General features: G+C 67.7%; 17 protein-coding genes and 1 tRNA gene. 11 read left to right on the forward strand and 7 right to left on the reverse strand.

Annotation, left to right across the window (positions count from 1 at the left end):
- Positions 1 to 44 precede the first annotated feature (44 nt).
- Positions 45 to 1,346 (reverse strand): IniB N-terminal domain-containing protein, encoded by a 1,302-nt coding sequence (locus tag JOF56_RS57020; protein ID WP_307855758.1) that lies wholly within the window; start codon positions 1,344 to 1,346, stop codon positions 45 to 47.
- 285 nt (positions 1,347 to 1,631) lie between these two features.
- Between JOF56_RS57020 and JOF56_RS57025 the strand changes: the two genes are divergently transcribed.
- The 4 genes from JOF56_RS57025 (at position 1,632) to JOF56_RS57040 (ending at position 8,321) form a co-directional block, all read left to right on the forward strand.
- Positions 1,632 to 2,828: an Hsp70 family protein gene (locus JOF56_RS57025; RefSeq protein ID WP_209647821.1), complete on the forward strand. Its 1,197-nt coding sequence runs from the start codon at positions 1,632 to 1,634 to the stop codon at positions 2,826 to 2,828.
- A gap of 40 nt (positions 2,829 to 2,868) precedes the next feature.
- Entirely contained in the window at positions 2,869 to 5,265 is a 2,397-nt protein-coding gene (locus tag JOF56_RS57030) for a helix-turn-helix transcriptional regulator (RefSeq protein WP_209647822.1), read from the forward strand.
- Positions 5,266 to 5,714: 449 nt separating this feature from the next.
- Positions 5,715 to 6,962 (forward strand): M14 family metallopeptidase, encoded by a 1,248-nt coding sequence (locus JOF56_RS57035; RefSeq protein WP_209647823.1) that lies wholly within the window; start codon positions 5,715 to 5,717, stop codon positions 6,960 to 6,962.
- Positions 6,963 to 7,049: 87 nt separating this feature from the next.
- Positions 7,050 to 8,321 (forward strand): MFS transporter, encoded by a 1,272-nt coding sequence (locus tag JOF56_RS57040; RefSeq protein WP_245378831.1) that lies wholly within the window; start codon positions 7,050 to 7,052, stop codon positions 8,319 to 8,321.
- Here the strand turns inward: JOF56_RS57040 and aceE are convergent.
- Positions 8,264 to 11,011 carry a pyruvate dehydrogenase (acetyl-transferring), homodimeric type gene (gene aceE / locus JOF56_RS57045; protein WP_307855759.1) on the reverse strand — a complete coding sequence of 916 codons (2,748 nt, stop codon included), beginning with the start codon at positions 11,009 to 11,011 and terminating at the stop codon, positions 8,264 to 8,266. The genes JOF56_RS57040 and aceE overlap by 58 nt on opposite strands.
- Positions 11,012 to 11,383: 372 nt before the next feature.
- On the opposite strand from aceE, the gene JOF56_RS57050 reads away from it, so the two are divergent.
- The 5 genes from JOF56_RS57050 (at position 11,384) to JOF56_RS57070 (ending at position 13,802) form a co-directional block, all read left to right on the forward strand.
- The gene (locus JOF56_RS57050; protein WP_209647825.1) at positions 11,384 to 11,815 is read left to right on the forward strand and encodes a DUF3052 domain-containing protein; all 432 of its coding nucleotides are present in this window, start codon (positions 11,384 to 11,386) and stop codon (positions 11,813 to 11,815) included.
- A gap of 96 nt (positions 11,816 to 11,911) precedes the next feature.
- Positions 11,912 to 12,373, forward strand: coding sequence for a peroxiredoxin (locus tag JOF56_RS57055; RefSeq protein ID WP_209647826.1), 462 nt, complete (start codon positions 11,912 to 11,914; stop codon positions 12,371 to 12,373).
- Between the two features lie 62 nt (positions 12,374 to 12,435).
- Positions 12,436 to 12,510 (forward strand) — tRNA-Val (locus JOF56_RS57060).
- Between the two features lie 77 nt (positions 12,511 to 12,587).
- Positions 12,588 to 13,514, forward strand: a complete 927-nt coding sequence (locus JOF56_RS57065; RefSeq protein WP_209647827.1) for a tyrosine-type recombinase/integrase — start codon at positions 12,588 to 12,590, stop codon at positions 13,512 to 13,514.
- Positions 13,515 to 13,538: 24 nt separating this feature from the next.
- Positions 13,539 to 13,802: a hypothetical protein gene (locus JOF56_RS57070; protein ID WP_245378832.1), complete on the forward strand. Its 264-nt coding sequence runs from the start codon at positions 13,539 to 13,541 to the stop codon at positions 13,800 to 13,802.
- Between the two features lie 276 nt (positions 13,803 to 14,078).
- On the opposite strand, the gene JOF56_RS57075 is transcribed toward JOF56_RS57070, so the two are convergent.
- The 3 genes from JOF56_RS57075 to JOF56_RS57085 are packed head-to-tail and all read right to left on the reverse strand — an operon-like array spanning position 14,079 to position 14,856.
- Positions 14,079 to 14,297, reverse strand: coding sequence for a hypothetical protein (locus JOF56_RS57075; protein WP_209647828.1), 219 nt, complete (start codon positions 14,295 to 14,297; stop codon positions 14,079 to 14,081).
- The gene (locus tag JOF56_RS57080) at positions 14,294 to 14,623 is read right to left on the reverse strand and encodes a hypothetical protein (protein WP_209647829.1); all 330 of its coding nucleotides are present in this window, start codon (positions 14,621 to 14,623) and stop codon (positions 14,294 to 14,296) included. Before JOF56_RS57080 ends, JOF56_RS57075 begins: the two co-directional genes overlap by 4 nt.
- Positions 14,620 to 14,856, reverse strand: coding sequence for a hypothetical protein (locus JOF56_RS57085; RefSeq protein WP_209647830.1), 237 nt, complete (start codon positions 14,854 to 14,856; stop codon positions 14,620 to 14,622). The genes JOF56_RS57080 and JOF56_RS57085 overlap by 4 nt, the downstream gene beginning before the upstream one ends.
- A gap of 229 nt (positions 14,857 to 15,085) precedes the next feature.
- On the opposite strand from JOF56_RS57085, the gene JOF56_RS57090 reads away from it, so the two are divergent.
- Together JOF56_RS57090 and JOF56_RS57095 are read left to right on the forward strand one after the other, a co-directional pair.
- Positions 15,086 to 15,937: a helix-turn-helix domain-containing protein gene (locus tag JOF56_RS57090; protein ID WP_209647831.1), complete on the forward strand. Its 852-nt coding sequence runs from the start codon at positions 15,086 to 15,088 to the stop codon at positions 15,935 to 15,937.
- Between the two features lie 26 nt (positions 15,938 to 15,963).
- Positions 15,964 to 16,146 (forward strand): DUF397 domain-containing protein, encoded by a 183-nt coding sequence (locus tag JOF56_RS57095; RefSeq protein ID WP_209647832.1) that lies wholly within the window; start codon positions 15,964 to 15,966, stop codon positions 16,144 to 16,146.
- A gap of 33 nt (positions 16,147 to 16,179) precedes the next feature.
- Here JOF56_RS57095 and JOF56_RS57100 read toward each other — a convergent pair whose 3' ends face one another.
- Positions 16,180 to 17,196: a hypothetical protein gene (locus JOF56_RS57100; protein ID WP_209647833.1), complete on the reverse strand. Its 1,017-nt coding sequence runs from the start codon at positions 17,194 to 17,196 to the stop codon at positions 16,180 to 16,182.
- A gap of 24 nt (positions 17,197 to 17,220) precedes the next feature.
- Complete coding sequence (locus tag JOF56_RS57105; RefSeq protein ID WP_209647834.1) at positions 17,221 to 18,390, reverse strand: siphovirus ReqiPepy6 Gp37-like family protein; 1,170 nt, start codon at positions 18,388 to 18,390, stop codon at positions 17,221 to 17,223.
- Positions 18,391 to 18,394: the final 4 nt, after the last annotated feature.

Below are 18,394 nucleotides of genomic sequence, written 5' to 3' on the forward strand. Positions count from 1 at the left end.
GCGGGCGGTCCCGCACCCCGAGTGAGGACCGGCCGCCGGAGTTGTCACAGACCCAGGTGCAGATCCGGCACGATGTCGTGCACGGTCTCGGTGACTGGGTTGTGGTTGATGACGTTGCCGAGACCGGTGTGGTCGACCACGTTGCCGACGACGCTCGGCGCGTCGACGCCGCCCGCGACCGGCAGGCTCGGCAGCTGCGGCACCTCGACGGGCAGGTTCGGCAGGTGCACGGGCAGGTCAGGCAGGTTGACCGGCAGGTTCGGCAGCAGGCCGCCCACGTCGGGCAGCTGCGGCAGGTGACCACCCAGGGCGGGCAGCGAGCCGGCGTCGGCCTGGCCGCCGTCCACGGCGCCGTTGGCGGCTTGCTGCGCGGTGTCGACCGAGTTGTTCAGGTCGGCGACGGGCAGAGCCGGAACCGCGGGCAGGTCGACGGGCAGCTCGCCCACCGACGGCAGCGGCAGGTCGCTGAGCGGCAGCTGCGGCACGCCCGGGACGGCGGGCAGCGCGGGCACGGCACCGGCGATGGCGCTCGCGGCGGCGGTCGGGTCGGACAGGCCCTTGGCCAGGTCGCCGACGTTGGTGGGCAGGCCGGGCACCACGTTCTGGTTGACGTCCAGGCCACCACCGGTGCTCACGCTGACGTACCGGTCGTCAGGCAACGCGATGCCGCCGTCGAGGTACAGGCCCTGCGCGCCGTCGACGCCCACGTTGAAACCGTGCTCCACGTTGCCCAGCGGCGAGTAGAGGCCACCACCGAGGCTGGCACCGTCGAGGCCCGCGGAACCGTGGGAACCGACGCCCAGGTTGCCCAGCGGGGTCTCCTGAATGCCCAGCGCACCGAACTGCACGCCCTCGGTACCGGCCTCGGCCTTACCGCCGAAGGTCAGGTCGCCGAGCGGGTTGCTGCCGTCCACGGTGGCCCAGCCGCCGTCGGCGCCGGCCTCACCGTCGATGGCGATGCTGCTGGTCAGGTCGTCCAGGCTGGGGACACTGGGAACGCTGGGCAGACCGTCGAGCGCAGGCAGCGCGTCCAGGCCGGGGACCGCGCCGAGGCCGGGCAGGCCGCCGGTCGGGACCAGGTCGGTCACCAGCGGGATGACATCGTGCACGTCGGCCGGGGTGATGTCGGTCAGGCCGGCGTTCTTCAGGCAGCCGGTCGGGTCCAGGTCGAACGCCTTCATCGCCGAGGGGTCCTGCAGCAGGTTGAGCACGAAGTCGTGCAGGGTGGGCTCGCAGCCGGGTGCTCCCGGCACCGCTGGAACAGCGGCCGGGACCTCGGCCGGAGCGGCAGGGGCGGGGGCGGCCGATGCGGCTGGGGCAGCCGCGGGAGCCTCGTCGTAGACCACGGAATCTCTCCTCGAGCGGGTACAGGGGCAACTACCGGTCTTCGGTGTCCGGTGATGCAGCCAAAAGCTATGGCGCCGGGCCCCGACCGGACATCGGGGATCACTCCGAGTCATCAAGATCGATCACCGGGGTTACGAGCACTCGCCCGTTAGGGGGATTAGGGCGTCCCCCTATTAGTTCTGTCCCGATTCACCACCAAGGGTGTGTGTTTGGTATCAAGATGTGACCCATCCGGGGGTAACCCAGCCGGGGCCCCAACCGATCGAGCCTGGAGGCGCGCCTGCATGCCATACGTCCTGGGCATCGACGTTGGCACCAGTGCCACCTCGGCCGCGGTGTCCCGGCAGACCGGCTCCACCTGGGGCGATGCCGAAGCGGTCCAGCTCGGTGAGCGCACCGCGACCGCTCCGACCGTGGTGTATTTCGCGGCCGACGGGACGGTGATCGTCGGCGACGCGGCCCAGCGGAACGCCGGCGGCGACCCTGCCAACGCCGCCCGCGACTTCCCCCGGCGGATCGGCGACGAGATTCCCCTGATGGTCGGGAGCGAGGTCTGCAGTGCCGAGGCACTGACCGCCGTCCTGGTCACCTGGGTGGTCAACGAGGTCGCCGCGGCCGAAGGCATGCATCCCGAGCACATCGTGCTGGCACACCCTCCGAACTGGGGAAACTACCGGCGCCGCCTGCTGCACCGGGCACTGCGGGACACGAACCTCGACAACGTGACCCTGCTGCCCTCCCCGGTCACGGTCGCCGAGAGCCACGCGGCCGTCTACGACGTGCCCAATGGGGGCTCGTTAGGGGTTTACGACCTCGGTGCCGGGGGCCTGTCCTCGGCGGTGGTCCGCCGCTCCCCCATCGGCACGTTCGAACTGCTCAACTCCGCCGAGAGCGTCGAGCCCAACGGCGGCAACAGCTTCGACGACGTCGTGTTCGAGCACGTGATGGACGGTCTCGGCGGGCTCGACCCGGCCGATCCGGACGCCTGGACCACGCTGTCGCGGCTGCGCCGGGAATGCGCGGCGGCCAAGGAGTTCCTCTCGGTCAGCACGGACGTCACGGTCCGCGAGGTCCCACTGACCCGGGTCGCGTTCGAGGACATGATCCGCACGGCGGTCCAGGCCGGCATCGAGGAACTGCTCCGCACGATCCGCTCGGCACCCGCGGACCTGGACACGGTCGTCCTGGTCGGCGGCTCGGCACGGATCCCGCTCGTCGGCGACCTGGTGAAAACCGAGGTCCGCAAGCGGATCGTGATCGCGCCCGAACCCGAACTGGCCTGCGCACGCGGCGCCGCGACGGCGGCGAAACGCCTGGTCCCGGTGCCCCAGCCGGCTCCGGCGCCAGTCGTGATCGCCGACGACGTGCCGCCGTCGCCGCCACGGCCGTTGATCGAGATCACGCCCCTGGACCTGCCCAGGCCGCGCTCGATCATGCGGGCGTTGACCGGCAGGCCCAAGGCCAAGACCTCGGGGTCCTGATGAACCACTCCCCCGTTCCCGAGACACGCGAGGATGGCCGTTGAGCCAACGAGCAGCGACCCGTGCCCGGACCGGCATCCTGCTGGACGACGCGGCCAGACGAGTGCTGGACGCGGTCGAGGCTGACCCGTTCACGCCCATCTCAGTGGCCGTCATCGCGCCAGGCGGCTACGGCAAGACCGTGTTCCTACGGGCCTTGCGGCGTGCGTACGACAACGCGGGCGTGCGTATCTCCGACAGGCCAGGCGATCCGGACGTCGCTGTCATCGTCGACGACGCGCACGCACTGCCAGACGACCGGCTTCGGGAGCTGGCCGAATCGGACACGCCACGGCTGGCCATAGCTTTGCGGCCGTGGCCCCGATCGGCGGCGTTGACCGAGCTGACGCGGGCGTTGGGCACCACGGTGATGCTCACGCCGATGGACCGCGGTCAGATCAAGACGCTCGCGACCGGTGCTTTCGGCGCGGCTCCGACGGCTGAACTCGTCGAGTACCTTTTCTCCCAGACAGGTGGTGTGCCCGCGTATGCGGAACGCCTGATCACAGCCCTGGCAGCGCGTCCGGCGACCGAGGTACCGGAGGCCGCGCTCGCAGGGTTCCGCTACGACTTGGATCTGCTCGACGCCGACGTGCTGCTGTACGTGCTGGCCGCACAAGCAGGTGCGGGACTGCGCACTGATCTTCTGGCGAGCCTGCTTGGCCGTGATGCCAACGATGTTGTCACCGTGATGGAGGCGGCGCGGGCGACGGGACTGCTCGGGCACGACGGCGCCCTGCTGCCGATCTGTCATCGCGCGATCCGGTCGGTGATCCCTGCCGAGCGTGGTCTCGCTGTCCGGCAACGGCTTGCCGAGTTGTTGCTGGAACGTGGTGAATCCGTCCTGCCGGTGGCCCGGTCGTTGCTGGGCAGCGGTGTCGGCGGAGCCGGTGTCGCGGCTGCTTTCCATGCGGCGGCCCACGAATCGCTCACCGAGGACCCGGCGCTGTCGGCGAAACTGTTCGCCGCCGCGGTCGCCGCGGGACGGCCCATCGCGAAGTCCGCCGCGGGCTGGGCGCAGGCGTCCGCGCTCGCCGGTGACCTCGATTCCGCGCTGCGCCTTGCCGATCAGGCGATTTCCGGCGAGGACAAAGCAGGCGGCGCCCGTGTCGCGGCAACGGCCCTCGCACACCGCGGACAGCTCGGCCGCAGCGCGGAGTTGTACCGGTGGTCCGGGGACAACTCGTTCGCCACCATCGGCTTGATCGCAACCGGACACCTGCAGGCCGTGCCCGCCTCGGCCGGGGACGGACCGCCGACCCTGCTCGACGGCGCGGCTTCCCTGATGGCACAAGGCGTCACGAAGTCCGTCACGGGTAACGCCGTCGACGCCTTGTCCGCCCTGGTCCGGGCCGCGGGACTGCTCGAACCTGCGGGCCGGGGCGTGTTGCTGCCGGACAGTCCGGCGGCACTCGCGGCACTCGTCGGCGTGCACTGCGGTGAGCTCGACGTCGCGGACTCGGTGCTTTCCCGTGCTGTGCAAGCGAACATGGGCGGACCATTGCTCTCGACGCGGCACCGATTGCTGCAGGCGTGGATCTGCATGGTGCGTGGCCGGCTCAGCACCGCGGCCGAGCATCTGGCCGCGACACGGCCGCGTGAACCGCGCGACTGGCTGTTCGCGGTCGCCCTGGAAGTGGGGCTGGCCAGGCGGAACAGCGATGTCCAGACGTTGCGCCGGATCTGGGCGCAGGCGTGCGAAGCCGTTGTGCGCCACCCAGTCGACCTGTTCACTATCCTGCCGCTCGGCGAATTCGCCGTCGCCGCGGCGAAACTGAGCGACGAAAGCCGCCTCGGGCCGCACCTTCGCGAGGCGTACGCGCTGGCCAGCCGATTGGGCGACCCGGAACTGTGGGTCAGCCCGCTGCACTGGAACGGCCTGCACGCCGCGATCGTGGCCGAGAAACCTGCCGAAGCAGCCGAACATGTGGCCGCCATGGCCGCCAACCAAAGCCGGTTCGGCCGCGCGATGGCCGAGGCCGCACAGTGCTGGCTCGATGTCGTCGCAGGCAAAGTCGACCCTGTGCGCGCTGAGACCGCCGCGCGTGGCCTGCACGACGCGGGCATGTGGTGGGACGGATCGCGCCTGGCCGGCCAGGCCGCGATCCGTACTTCCGACCGCAAGGCGATGGTGACGTTGCTGGACTGCGCCCGGGAGTTGCAGGGCCGGCAGGCCGCGGCGGACCCCGCACCGGCCGCCGAGAGCCCGCTGAGCGACCGGGAACAGGAAGTGGCCGGCCTGGTTCTGCAAGGCATGACCTACAAGCAGGTCGGCGATCAGTTGTTCATTTCGGCCAAGACCGTCGAACACCATATGGCGCGGATGCGGCAACGACTCGGCGCCAGCAGCCGCAGTGACTTGCTGGCCCAGCTTCGCGCACTTACCTCACGAACATGAGCCACATTAGAGAATGTGAAGATCGTGCGCGGTACCCCATTATCGGAAAAAAATTTCGCACCAGGTACCGCGCACTTCACAACATCTTATGTGACCCGGTGTTTCGGGCAACGAACCGACGGATCATAGCCGGAGGCCTGCCATCTGTTCGCGCACTCCCGACAGTTCTCCGAGGACGTCAGCACCGCCCTGGGCGGAACATGCCGGGTCCGGATGAGCAACCGAACAAAGTGGACGATCGATTTCATCGAGAACATGACGTGCTCAATTCGTCGGGCGCGGCGGCTCTTATTCGCAGTTTGAGAATTCGCCAATCATAGACGCCCTGGCCGCGGTTTGCCGCCCGGGTACCGGCGGCGTGGCTGACCAGGCGGGCCGCCCGCCGGACGGCCGTTGACAGCCGGTGGGCGTCTCTGGTCAGTTGCAGGTAGTGGAGAAGGGACGAGACCATGGCGATTTCCGGAAAACTGGTGGCCACAGCGGCTGTGACTCTGGTGCTGACAGTGCTCCCTGGGCTGCCTGCCGCTGCTGAGCAACGTCCGCCCAGGACTGGTTTCGAGCAGTCCGACGGCGCGCGTTGGACGACTGAGGCGCAGGAGCAGCAGTTCCTGCGGGAGGTCGACCGGGCCGGCCGCAACGTGAGCGTCAGCCAGATCGGCAAGACCGTCCAGGGCAGGCCGTTACAGCTGGTCCGGATCGGTGAGGGCAAGCCGACGACCGTGCTTTTCCTGTGCTCGCAACATGGTGACGAGCCGGCCGGCCGGGAGGCGTGCCTGATCAAGATCCGGGACCTCGCGTTCGGCAAGGCGGCCATCCCACCTGCGGCGACGCTGTTGTTCGTGCCCACGGCCAATCCTGACGGCCGGGCGGCCAACACCCGGGGCAACGCCAACGGCGTCGACATCAACCGCGACCACATCGCGCTCGACACGCCCGAAGGCAAGACGTTCGCCAAGCTCATCCGCGACTACGAGCCGGATGTGGTGCACGACTTGCACGAGTTCGGACCTCGGCCGTTGGTGTACGACAAGGACGTGCTGTGGCTGTGGCCGCGCAACCTCAACGTCAACCAGCGCGTGCACGACGAAGCCGAGAAGCTCTCACGCGACTACGTGCGCGTGAACGTGGAGGCCGCTGGGCACACGAGCGGCGTGTACGGGATCCTGATCGACCCGGTCACCGGGCAGCCCACGCAGCAGATCGCGGGTGACGGCCAAGAGCGGATCCTGCGCAACACCGTGGGCATCAAGCACGCCCTTGGCCTGCTTGTGGAGACCAACGACGAGCCCAACCCAGGCGAGGACGTCCCCGCCGCGGCCCGTCGGCGCGTGAGCTCGCACCTGGACGGCGTCGCCGGGACCTTCCGGCTGCTGAAGGAACGGCGTGGCCAGCTCGAATCCGCGACGACCCTGAGCCGGGTGACGGCGCCGTTCAAGCGGGGCCCGATCTACTTCGGTGGCGCCGACAACGAGGCACCCGCGCCCGGCGAGGTCGTGGCGGACCCGCCATGCGGCTACCAGCTGACTGCGGCGCAGCACGAACAGGTCAAAGAGAAGCTCGCCCTGCACGGGGTGCACGTCCAGCGCAACGGGTTCGTGCCGCTTGCCCAGCAGGCACGCGCCCTGATCCCCTTGCTGCTGGATGCCCGGGCCGACTTCGAGCTCGTCGCCGCCACCCCAGTCCAAAACTGCCGCTGAGTTTTGTCCCCAATGCCACATTGGGGACATCCCATGCCACCAATGTGGCATTGGGGGCAAACAAAACCTGGATCTGGGGGTTGAGCGTTGAGCGACGAAGCCCGTTTTCCGGGCGAGGTCTGGGTACTGCTGTCGGCGACGTTCCTGGTCACCCTCGGGTTCGGGGTGATGGCGCCGGTCGTGCCCGCGCTGGCCACCAGCTTCGGGGTCGGGATCACCGCGGCGTCGTTCATCGTCAGCGCGTTCTCCATCGTGCGGCTGCTGTTCGCGCCGATGGGCGGGCGGCTGGTGTCGAAGTTCGCCGAACGGCGGGTCCTGCTGGCCGGGCTGGCGCTCAACGGGGTCGCCACGGCCGCGTGCGGCTGGGCGGGGTCGTACACGCAACTGCTGGTGTTCCGGTCGATCGCGGGCATCGGCTCGGTGATGTTCACCGTGGCGGGTATCGGGCTGATCCTCCGGCTGAGCCCGGCCGGGCTGCGCGGCCGGGCCGCCGGGATGTGGTCGACAAGCGCTCTGCTCGGCAACATGGCCGGGCCGTTGCTCGGCGGGTTGATCGCGGGGTCGTCGCTGCGGTTGCCGTTCATCGCGTACGGCGGCTCGACGCTGCTGGCCGCGTTGATCGTGTGGCTGCTGCTGCGCCACTCCGTGCACACAGCCCCCTCAGCAGTGCGTGACCTGCCGGAGTTCACGGTCCGGCAAGCGGTGCGTACCAAGGCCTACCGGGCGGCACTGGCGTCGTCGTTCGCCAACGGATGGGTCACGCTCGGCGTGCGATTCGCGTTGATCCCGCTGTTCGTCGTCTACCACCTCGGCGGGACCAGCGTGACCGCAGGCATCACGCTGACTGTCTATGCGGTCGGTACGGCGTCGACACTGCTGCTGTCGGGCCGTATCGCCGACCGTAAGGGCCGTAGACCTGTGGCCCTGGCCGGGCTCACTGTGCTCACGATGGGCGTACTGGCGCTGGGCTTGGCGGAGTCCATGCAGTTCCTGGTCGGCGCAGCCCTGATCGCGGGCATCGGCTCGGGCATGATCAACCCGGCGCAGACCGCGACGGTCGCCGACGTAATCGGCACGCAGGTGCGGGGCGGTCCGGTGCTCGCGACCTTCCAGATGGCCGCCGACCTCGGCGCCATCGTCGGGCCGGTGGTCGCGGGCGCGCTCGCGGACATGTGGTCCTACCAGGCGGCGTTCTCAGCCACCGCGGTCATATCCGTCCTGGCCCTGGCCGTGTGGCTACGGGCCCCGGAAACGCTGGTGGGCGGCGCCGTATCGGCACCGCCCACCAAGGTCTCCCAGCGTCAGGCCGAGCCCGGGTCCGAAGTCTGCGGACCGGCCGCGGACACGTCGTCGAGCTGATACTTCCGGGTCGCCTCGATCACCACGGACTTGTCGACCTCACCACGCCTGGCCAGCGCCGCCAGCACAGCCACCGTGGTCGACTCCGCGTCCACGAGGAAGTGACGGCGAGCCGCCGGGCGCGTGTCGGAGAAGCCGAAGCCGTCCGTGCCGAGGGTGACCATGTCGGTGGGCACCCACGGCCGGATGAGGTCCGGAACCGCCCGCATCCAGTCCGACACCGACACGACCGGACCGTCCGACCGCGACAGCGCCGATGTCACGTACGGCACGCGAGGCTCGGCCTCCGGGTGCAGCAGGTTGTGCCTGTCGACCTCCACGGCGTCACGGCGCAGCTCCGAGTACGACGTGGCCGACCAGACATCGGCCTGCACGCCCCACTCGTCGTTCAGCATCTGCTGCGCCTTGAGCGCCGCCGGGAGCGCCACACCCGAACCCAGGATCTGCGCCTTCGGGCCATTGCCTGCCGGGGCGTCCGCGTAGTGGTAGAGGCCACGCAGGAGGCCTTCCACGTCCAGGTTCTCCGGCTCGGCCGGCTGCTGGTACGGCTCGTTGTAGACGGTCAGGTAGTAGTAGATGTCCTCGGCCTGGTCGCCGTACATCCGCCGTAGACCGTCCTTGACGATGTGCGCCACCTCGAACGACCACGCGGGGTCGTACGCGATCACAGCCGGGTTCGTGGCCGCCAGGAGCAACGAGTGGCCGTCAGCGTGCTGCAGGCCCTCCCCCGTCAGGGTGGTTCGTCCCGCAGTCGCACCGAGCACGAACCCACGGGCCATCTGGTCGGCCGCCGCCCACAGACCGTCACCGGTCCGCTGGAACCCGAACATCGAGTAGAAGATGTAGATCGGGATCATCGGCTCGCCGTGCGTGGCATACGACGTTCCCACCGCGGTGAACGACGAGGTCGAGCCCGCCTCGTTGATGCCCTCGTGCAGGATCTGGCCCTTTTCGCTCTCCTTGTAGGCGAGCATCAGCTTGGCGTCCACGCTGGTGTAGAGCTGGCCGTTGCGGTTGTAGATCTTCTGCGTGGGGAACATCGAGTCCATGCCGAAGGTCCGGGCCTCGTCCGGGATGATCGGCACGATCCGCGGCCCGATCTCCGGGTCCTTGGCCAGGTCGCGCACCAGCCGGACGAACGCCATGGTGGTGGCGACCTCCTGCTTGCCCGAGCCCTTGCGGATCACGTCGTAGACCTTGTCGCCCGGCAGCACCAGCGCCTTGGCCTTCGCCCGGCGCTCCGGCACGTGCCCGCCCAGCTGACGGCGCCGCTCCAGCATGTACTGGATGTCCGCGGACTCCATGCCCGGGTGGTAGTACGGCGGCAGGTACGGGTCCTTCTCCAGCTCCGCGTCGGAGATCGGGATCCGCAGCGTGTCCCGGAAGCCCTTGAGGTCGTCCAGGGTCATCTTCTTCATCTGGTGCGTGGCGTTGCGCGCCGCGAAGTGCGTGCCGAGGTTGTAGCCCTTGATCGTCTTGGCGAGGATCACCGTGGGCTGGCCGTTGGTCTCGGTGGCCGCCTTGTAGGCCGCGTAGACCTTGCGGTAGTCGTGGCCACCCCGCTTGAGGTTCCAGATCTCCGGGTCGTCCAGGTTGACCACGAGCTCCTTGGTCCGCGGGTCGCGGCCGAAGAAGTGCTCACGCACGTAGGCGCCGTCGTTGGCCTTGTAGGTCTGGTAGTCGCCGTCCGGGGTGGTGTTCATCAGGTTGACCAGGGCGCCGTCGCGGTCGGCGTGCAGCAGGGCGTCCCACTCACGGCCCCAGATGACCTTGATGACGTTCCAGCCCGCGCCGCGGAAGAACGACTCCAGCTCCTGGATGATCTTGCCGTTGCCGCGGACCGGGCCGTCCAGCCGCTGCAGGTTGCAGTTGATCACGAAGGTCAGGTTGTCCAGGCCCTCGTTGGCCGCCACGTGGATCAGGCCGCGCGACTCCGGCTCGTCCATCTCGCCGTCGCCGAGGAACGCCCATACTCGCTGGTCGGATGTGTCCTTGATGCCGCGGTCGTGCAGGTAGTGGTTGAACCGGGCCTGGTAGATGGCGTTCATCGGGCCCAGGCCCATGGACACCGTCGGGAACTCCCAGAAGTCCGGCATCAGCCGCGGGTGCGGGTACGACGGCAGGCCGCCGCCCATCCCGGCGTGCGAGTACTCCTGGCGGAAGCCGTCGAGCTGGGTCTCGGCGAGGCGGCCCTCCAGATACGCGCGCGCGTACATGCCCGGGGAGGCATGTCCCTGGAAGAAGACCTGGTCACCGCCACCCGGGTGATCCTTGCCACGGAAGAACCAGTTGAACCCGACCTCGTAGAGCGTCGCGGACGACGCGTACGTGGAGATGTGACCGCCGACGCCGACACCCGGCCGCTGCGCGCGGTGCACGGTCATGGCCGCGTTCCAGCGGATCCACGCCCGGTACCGGCGCTCGACCTCCTCGTCACCGGGGAACCACGGCTCCTGCTCGGTGGGGATGGTGTTGACATAGTCGGTGCTGGTCAGCGACGGGATCCCAACGCGGTTCTCGCGGGCACGCTCGAGCAGCCGGAGCATCAAGTAGCGAGCACGCTGCTGGCCACCCTCCTTGAGGGCGGCGTCGAACGACTCGAGCCACTCGGTGGTCTCGTCCGGGTCGATATCGGGCAGATGGGCGGCGAGGCCGTCGCGGATAACGTGCACCCGGCCAGGGGCATTCACGCTGTTTGAGTTGGTTTGCGGGGCCAAGGGGTCTCCTCGCCTGGTTCTCTCGTTGTTACTCACGCCAATTCAACCCGGTTGGCGCGCGTCATACCCATCGTCGTCCCGATCGAGCGCCACGTCATCACTACTGGTGAGTAACCCGATGGCGGTGTACCCCACACTCGCAGGAGTGGTATTGCCTCTACGTGGCACAGGACGTTCCGATGCATACCGTCACCGTAGTGCGGGCGAGGTTGGACTCCCGCGCGGACACAGTTGGGGCTTATCCCGGTGTGGACGGTTGCGCACTTGGGTACTGAAAGTGTTCGCTATCGCCTAACACGCGGAGCCTTCCGGCGCCGCAATGGTTCGCATGGAGGAGTGGAAGCCGTGGTGGCCGCGGGAGACGCCGGCAAAGCAGGCGTCGCCGAGAAGCTTGGGATCGAGCCAGGCATTGTCGTCCAGGAGATCGGCTGGGACGAGGACGTCGACGACGACGTGCGTGCCGCCATCGAGGAGCGGAGCGGAAGCGACCTGCTCGATGAGGACGCCGACGAGGTGGTCGACGTAGTCCTGCTGTGGTGGCGAGAAGACGACGGTGACCTCGCCGACACCTTGCTGGACGTACGCAGCCCGCTCGCCGACACCGGGATCATCTGGGTGCTGACACCCAAGACCGGCCGCGACGGGCACGTCGAGCCGAGTGAGATCGCCGAGGCGGTGTCGACAGCAGGCATGTCGCAGACATCCAACATCAACGTGGGGAACGACTGGACGGGCAACAGGCTGGTGTCGCCCAAATCGGCCAACACCCGCCGCTAGCGTTCCCCGAAGGGCGAACCGTCTGGGCCGTGTCCCCAGACGGGGTACTAGGCTGGGCACGCTCGGACAAGCAGACACCTCTGGGAGGATGCGGGTATGGCGGTCGAGGTCGGCTCGAAGGCCCCTGACTTCACGCTCAACGACTACAACAAGCAGCCAGTCACGCTGTCGTCCTACCAGGGCGAGAAGAATGTGCTGCTGGTGTTCTACCCGTTCGCGTTCAGCGGCATCTGCCAGGGTGAGCTCTGCCAGGTCCGCGACGAGCTCGCGACCTACACCGACGCGAACGTCCAGGTCATCGGCGTGTCCGTGGACACCCCCTTCAGCCTCAAGGCATGGGCCGACCAGCAGGGCTACCAGTTCCCCCTGCTCTCGGACTTCTGGCCGCACGGCACCGTGGCGACCGCCTACGGCGTCTTCAACGACAAAGCCGGCCTCGCCAACCGCGGCACCTTCCTGATCGACAAGGACGGCGTGGTCCGCTACGCCGAGATCAACCAGCCCGGCGAAGCCCGCGACCAGGAGGCCTGGAAAAAGGCTGTCGCCGACCTGGCATGATTGACCCAGCATGATTGATACAGTCAGGTGACTCCGCCTCAACCATCGGCGTCACCTGATCAGGGCGTATAGCTCAGCGGAAGAGCACCTCCCTTACAAGGAGGGGGTCGCAGGTTCGAAACCTGCTACGCCCACCACCAGCAGAAACACCCGAAAAACCTCGAGGCATCCGTTAGCGGGCCGCTCAGTGACACCCTCACTGTGGAGTCCGCATATGGAGACAGACCACCGCTGGTATCCCCTACTGCGTGAATGGCGACGGGCTCTCAAAGCCGACAACAAGAGCCCCCGCACTATCGGCAACTACGACGAGTCCACCCGCCTCTTCGCCGCATGGCTCGACCAACTCCCTGAACCACCCGACGAGCCGGCCGACATCACCACCACCATGGTCCGGGACTGGATCGGGCACCTGCTCGACACCCGGTCAGCCAGCACGGCAGACACCCGGTACCGCCACCTCCAGCAGTGGTTCAAATGGCTGGTTGCCGAGGGGGAGATCGACGAGCATCCCATGGCGAAGATGAAGCCGCCGGAGATCCCACCGGCCCCGGTCCCGGTCGTCCCCGACGACGTGTGGGACCGACTCCTCGACGGGTGCAAAGGCCGCGACCTCATTTCACGTCGCGACGCCGCGCTCATCCGGCTGTTCACCGACAACGGCCCGCGACTCTCGGAGGTCGCGAACCTGACAGTCGACGACATCGATTTCGACCTCGACGTCATCCAAGTAGTGGGCAAAGGCAGACGGCCCCGAGCCGTCCCGTTCAGCCCAAAAACCGGACAAGCACTCTCTCGATACCTCCGCGTGCGCGCGAACGACAAATGGGCACACCACAAAGCCTTGTGGCTTTCCGAGAAAGGAAAAGGGCCACTGACCGCCAACGGGATCAAACTCATGTTGCGGCGACGCGGCAAAGCCGCCGGGATCAACGAGGAGATCGGCCGCAACGTCCACGCCCATCTCGGTCGGCACGCGTCCGCACACGCGTGGAAGATGGCCGGCGCGAGCACAGAGGACATGATGAGAGTGTTCGGGTGGCGGACCGACGCCATGGCCCGTCGATACGGCGAATCCGCCGCCGACGAACGGGCCCTTGCAACAGCCCGGAAGCTCTCGCTCGGCGACCGACTCAAGTAACAAGCGGGCCGCATGCTCGGGGGTATGGGAGACGTCAAAACCACCATGACCCCCGAGCAGCGTGCCCTACGCGCTCGAATGGCTGCGCACGCTTCGTGGGCCAACACCACGGACCGCAGCGAGAAAGCCCGCAAAGGTCGCGACGCGCTCCTCGCGCGATTCGAGCAGCAGGTCGACCCGGACGGAATTCTGACACCTGAGGTCCGGCGGCAGAGGGCATTGTCAGCCCGCAAGGCGCACATGCTCAGCCTTTCGGCCAAAAGCGCGAAGGCACGGGCGCGCCGCTGACAGGTAAACAGCGGCCCTCGTTGAGCGATGCCCAGACTCAACGAGGGCCGCGCCCCAGTGCTACCCCGGTCTTTCAGCCACGCAGCGGCGGCGGGGGTTCCGGGACCTCGCTCACGACCTTCGAGCAGTCTGAACAGGTTGTCCGTACGGTGTTGTGCCCGGACATCACGATCGTGCGCTCGGTGGTACGGCCGTGCTGACACACTGTGGATGTGGTGAGGCCTTCAGCCTTCATATCCCTCTTGGCATCCGAAGCGGCCCGGCGGGAGTTCTTGCTCACTTGCGGTCCCAGTCGAGGTCGTCGAGGTCGAGCAGCGGCACCTCGTCCGCATGCCGGGCCGCGAGTTCTCGCATCCGGGCCGTGGTCGGGCCGCCGGTCCAATGCACGCAGTACCGGCCTGTCGGCCGGTCGTACTGCACGCGGATGTAGTGGCCGCTGGTGTCGGTGGACAGCAGGGAGGACAGGCGGCGGGCACACCGGGCGCGGGCGCTCATGACGCGTCGTTTCCCGGACCGAGGTCACGCCGGTCTAGTTCTGCCTCGACAGCCTTTCGCATTGCTTCGATGCCCTCGGCCATCGCGTCCAAGATGTCGTGTTTGTGGCGTGCGAGGTCGCCGCGCAAGCCGTCGGGGCTGGCTATGTGCTGGCCCTGGACGATCAGGCAAGGACGACACATCAGGTTCGCTTGCCGGACCCACGGCACGCCCTCGCCTGAGCAGAGTTCGGCGAGGCTGGGATGCTCACACTGCACCTGGCCGTCGACGACCCGGTGCCACAGGCCGCACCCGCACCCGCACGCGTGCCACATTCCTGTGCTCATGACGGGTGTCCGTGGTTCTGTGCCCACAGTTGGCAGTCCGGGCAGCGGGAAGTCCGGCCAGGGATCTCAGGCCGGTTGATGTCCGCGGTGCGCTTGTCGACGGCGAAGACCCAATGGCGGCCCTGGGCTATGTACAGCTTCCTGGTGAGGTCGGCGAGATGAACCAGCTCTGGGCGGAACATGTCTACACGCCACTCGAACCGCTCGCATCCGGGCTTGGCTCCGGCGGGCATGCCCGGCACCTCCTCCCGGTCGAAATGGTTGAATCCGACCCGGCCCCGCCGGTTCCCCGGGCAAGGGGCATATCGGCGGAGCGGGCCACCAACGGCAAGCCGCCGGTCCAAGTACAGTACATGGTTAACTGTACACAGCGGCATAAGCCGACCGGGGGAACCGCGGACCACTCTGCGTGCCCAACGTGCACACTTGGCACCAACCACAACCCCGGAGGAGTGCAACCGCATGTCGGACGAACCTGGCCCGGCCTACCGGCGACGCCAACTCGGCCGCCAGCTCAGAGACCTGCGGCTCGCAGCCGGCTTCACCACAATGTCAGCCGCGGCCGAACAAGCCGGCCTCACCCACGCCACAATCAGCCGGGTCGAGTCCGCCAAGCAGGTCATCACCCCGGCCACCGTCCTGAAGCTGTGCCACGCGTACGGCGTCGGCCAGCCAATGCTCGACCACCTGCTCAAACAAGCTGAGCGCTCTGACGACCGCGGATGGCTGCTCGAATACAGCGGCACCGTCCCGAACTACTTCGAGCGGTATGTGAAGGAAGAATCCGAAGCCATCGAAATCCGCGGCTTCGACCTGGGGTTCGTTCCCGGCCTGCTTCAGACGGCTGGCTACATCCGGGCAGTCACCGCCGAGGCGCGGGAGCGGCCGGCCGCCGACCTCGAAAAGCTCGTCGCCTTCCGGCAGGCGCGACAAGCACGGCTCGAAGGCAAAGCACCCCCACGGCTGCATCTGGTGGTCGACGAAGCGGCCATCCGCCGCACCGTCGGTGGCGCCGAGGTCATGCGGGAGCAACTCGACCACCTCGTCGAGATGGCGCACCGGCCGAACATCACGCTGCAGATCCTGCCGTTCGGTGTAGGCGCGCACCCGGCCATGAAGGGCCCGTTCAAGCTGCTCACGTTCCCTGCCGACGCTGGGTTGGGAACGATCTATGTGGAGGTACCAGACGGGGCGCTCTACCCCGATGGGCCGAGCGATTACGAGCGCTACCGGTTGGTATTCGCCCGGCTTTGTGATCTTGCACTGTCACCTGAAGACACGATTTCCCTGCTTACTACGCTGAGAGCGGCATAACCCCGGGCAAGGAAAGGGTGGTCGTCATGGCCACGGACACCACTGAGTGGAGGAAGTCCAGCAGATCAAACGGCGACGGCGGCGACTGTGTGGAGGTGTCGCGTCACGGCATCCGGGACAGTAAGAACCCGGCGGACGCGCTCACCACCGAGTGGGCCACCGTGCGGCACGCCGTTGACGCGATCAAGACTGGCCGCTTCGACCGGTGACAAGTGCGGCCCCCGTTACGGCGGGGGCCGCGGTCACCACTCCGGCGTGACGATCGCGCTGAAGTAGTTCGTCGGGATGTTCCAAAAAAACGTCGCGTTGTGCGACGGCGTCACCCGGAAGTAGAACACGTGCTGAAGGCCGTCGCTGATCGTGATCGGCGCGCTCTGCGGTATCGACAGCGACGTGTCCAGGCCCGTAGTGGCCGTCGGCTGAGAGCCCTCCGCAACGATCGTGCCCGAGGCCGCGACGTCCTGCCGGATCTTGCCCAGCGAATAGCCGCCACCCGACGCGAGCCCCAGCATGTGGTGATGCGCCGAGAAACTGATCTTGTACGGCCACCCGAAAGCGGGCACCGTGATCGAGGCATACGTCGTCTCAACACCAGCGTTGACGTTCGCAACACCGGACGAGTTGACCGGGACCCCGGCAAACTGCTCGGCGCGAATCCCGCGATAGGCAGCGCCCGAATAGAGAGACAGCGTGTCAAAGTCCGGCGCATACAGGATGTCGCCGGCTTTCAAGGGGCTCCACAGGAACGGGTCCCCTGAACCGACCACGCCTGCCATGCCGATGAACGTTCGCTCGTCGACCAACGTGTTGTAGTTCTGTGCGGACGCAGAGCCGGGGCAGGTTGCGCGTGCGAGCGGGACCTCGACCACACCAGTGGTCAAGTCGAACGTCAGCGCGGGCGGCGACGGCGACGCGCCAGGCGTGCCCTGCTTGATAACCGCGATGATCTGGTTGTTCGTGGTGTTCAACTGCAAGGCCAGCCGGTCGATCCGCGGTTGCGTATTGCCGTTGGCCGACGCCGTCTTCGAGAGTGGTCCGGCGGTTGCCTCGTACCGCAGGCCGTCGACAATCGCGCCACCGTCGGCCATGTTGAACGTCAGGCCGCTGCCCAGGGTGACCTTCAGCGACGTGTCTGCGCTGTCGCGTGTGGACAGGCCAATGACGCCGTTCGGCAGGTAATGCCTCGCCATGCCGCGCCAACGGGCCTCGTCAACCGCCGTGCCCGGACCCGAGTCAAACGGGTAGCTCGCCTCACCCACGCCCTTGATGCTGTGGTCGAGGTGTCACCGCCGTTCCAGCCTCGACACCCGACCAGTCAGCCGCTTGATCACCGTGTTGGTCGTAGCGTTCGGCGACGCGGTACCGATGTCGCCGACGCGCGGCACCACGGTCCGCGTTGGACGGTCGCCCGACCGGTCCACGGTAATCTCAACCTCGCGGATGACGGACTCCATCGTGATCCCGCCGTACACGTCCACCGTCACCAGGTCACCAAGCCCGTACCCCAAGCCGTACGTCATCCGCGTCGTGTCCACCGGCGTCACCTCGACCTGCTGTGTCTGGCCCGCCTCGTCGAGGCGCTTATTCGCGCCAGCAGTGAGCTCGGCGCCACTGTCCGAACCGGACGCAGATCTAAAATCGTAGAAGCCCTCACGGCGGCCCCAGCTGGTTTCCTCGCCGGAGTCGGTGACGCTAATGAACTCGCGCGCGTCCTCCTCGCCCCGGCCGCCAGCCTCGATCGTCGTGGCCTCCGGCGCAGCGATCGACCACCGCACCCGGCGCAAGTTGCGCAGCGACAGCGAGAACCGCGCCAGCCCCGTGAGGTCTCTCGGCTCGTACAGCTGGACGCGCCGCGCCGCAGTCATGTCCGACCGGACACGGACACCGATCCCGCCAGCCACACCGATATCCTGCGCGAGTTCTAGCAAACTCTGGAACCGGCCACGCCCGGTGACGCTCGCTCCGAACGGCGTGCTGATCGGGTCGACAGTGAGGTGGGCGACGCGCCGTTCACTGCGCGCCGACGGGCCCGCGTTCACATCGATGTACTGCGTGAGCACCGTCGAAGCCAAACCGGTCCGGACGTCATAGCCGACCGTCTGAGCGGCAAGGGTGTTCGCCGGCACCGGCCTGACGTTTCGGCGCGACAACCACACCATGTCATCGACACCCGAATACCTGATCGTCGCCGTGCGCCCACCCTGCTCGTCGCCGAGCAGGATCTCGCAGCCCTCGACCGGGCCTGCCATGATCGGCTCTGTGCCATCCATAATGGCCAGCCGCCACCCAGCGACACCGTCCTCGGCCGCGATCGCGTTTCGTGCATTGAGTGGGCAATCGACAACCCACGTGCCGACGTCGATGTATTTCGGCACGGCCGTGAGCCGCGTGTACGCGAGCGTGCCCGCCGTCGCGCCAGACGGGCGAACCAGCCACACAGTCGGCATGCTCATGGGG

Source organism: Kibdelosporangium banguiense, assembly GCF_017876405.1.
Classification (GTDB): domain Bacteria; phylum Actinomycetota; class Actinomycetes; order Mycobacteriales; family Pseudonocardiaceae; genus Kibdelosporangium; species Kibdelosporangium banguiense.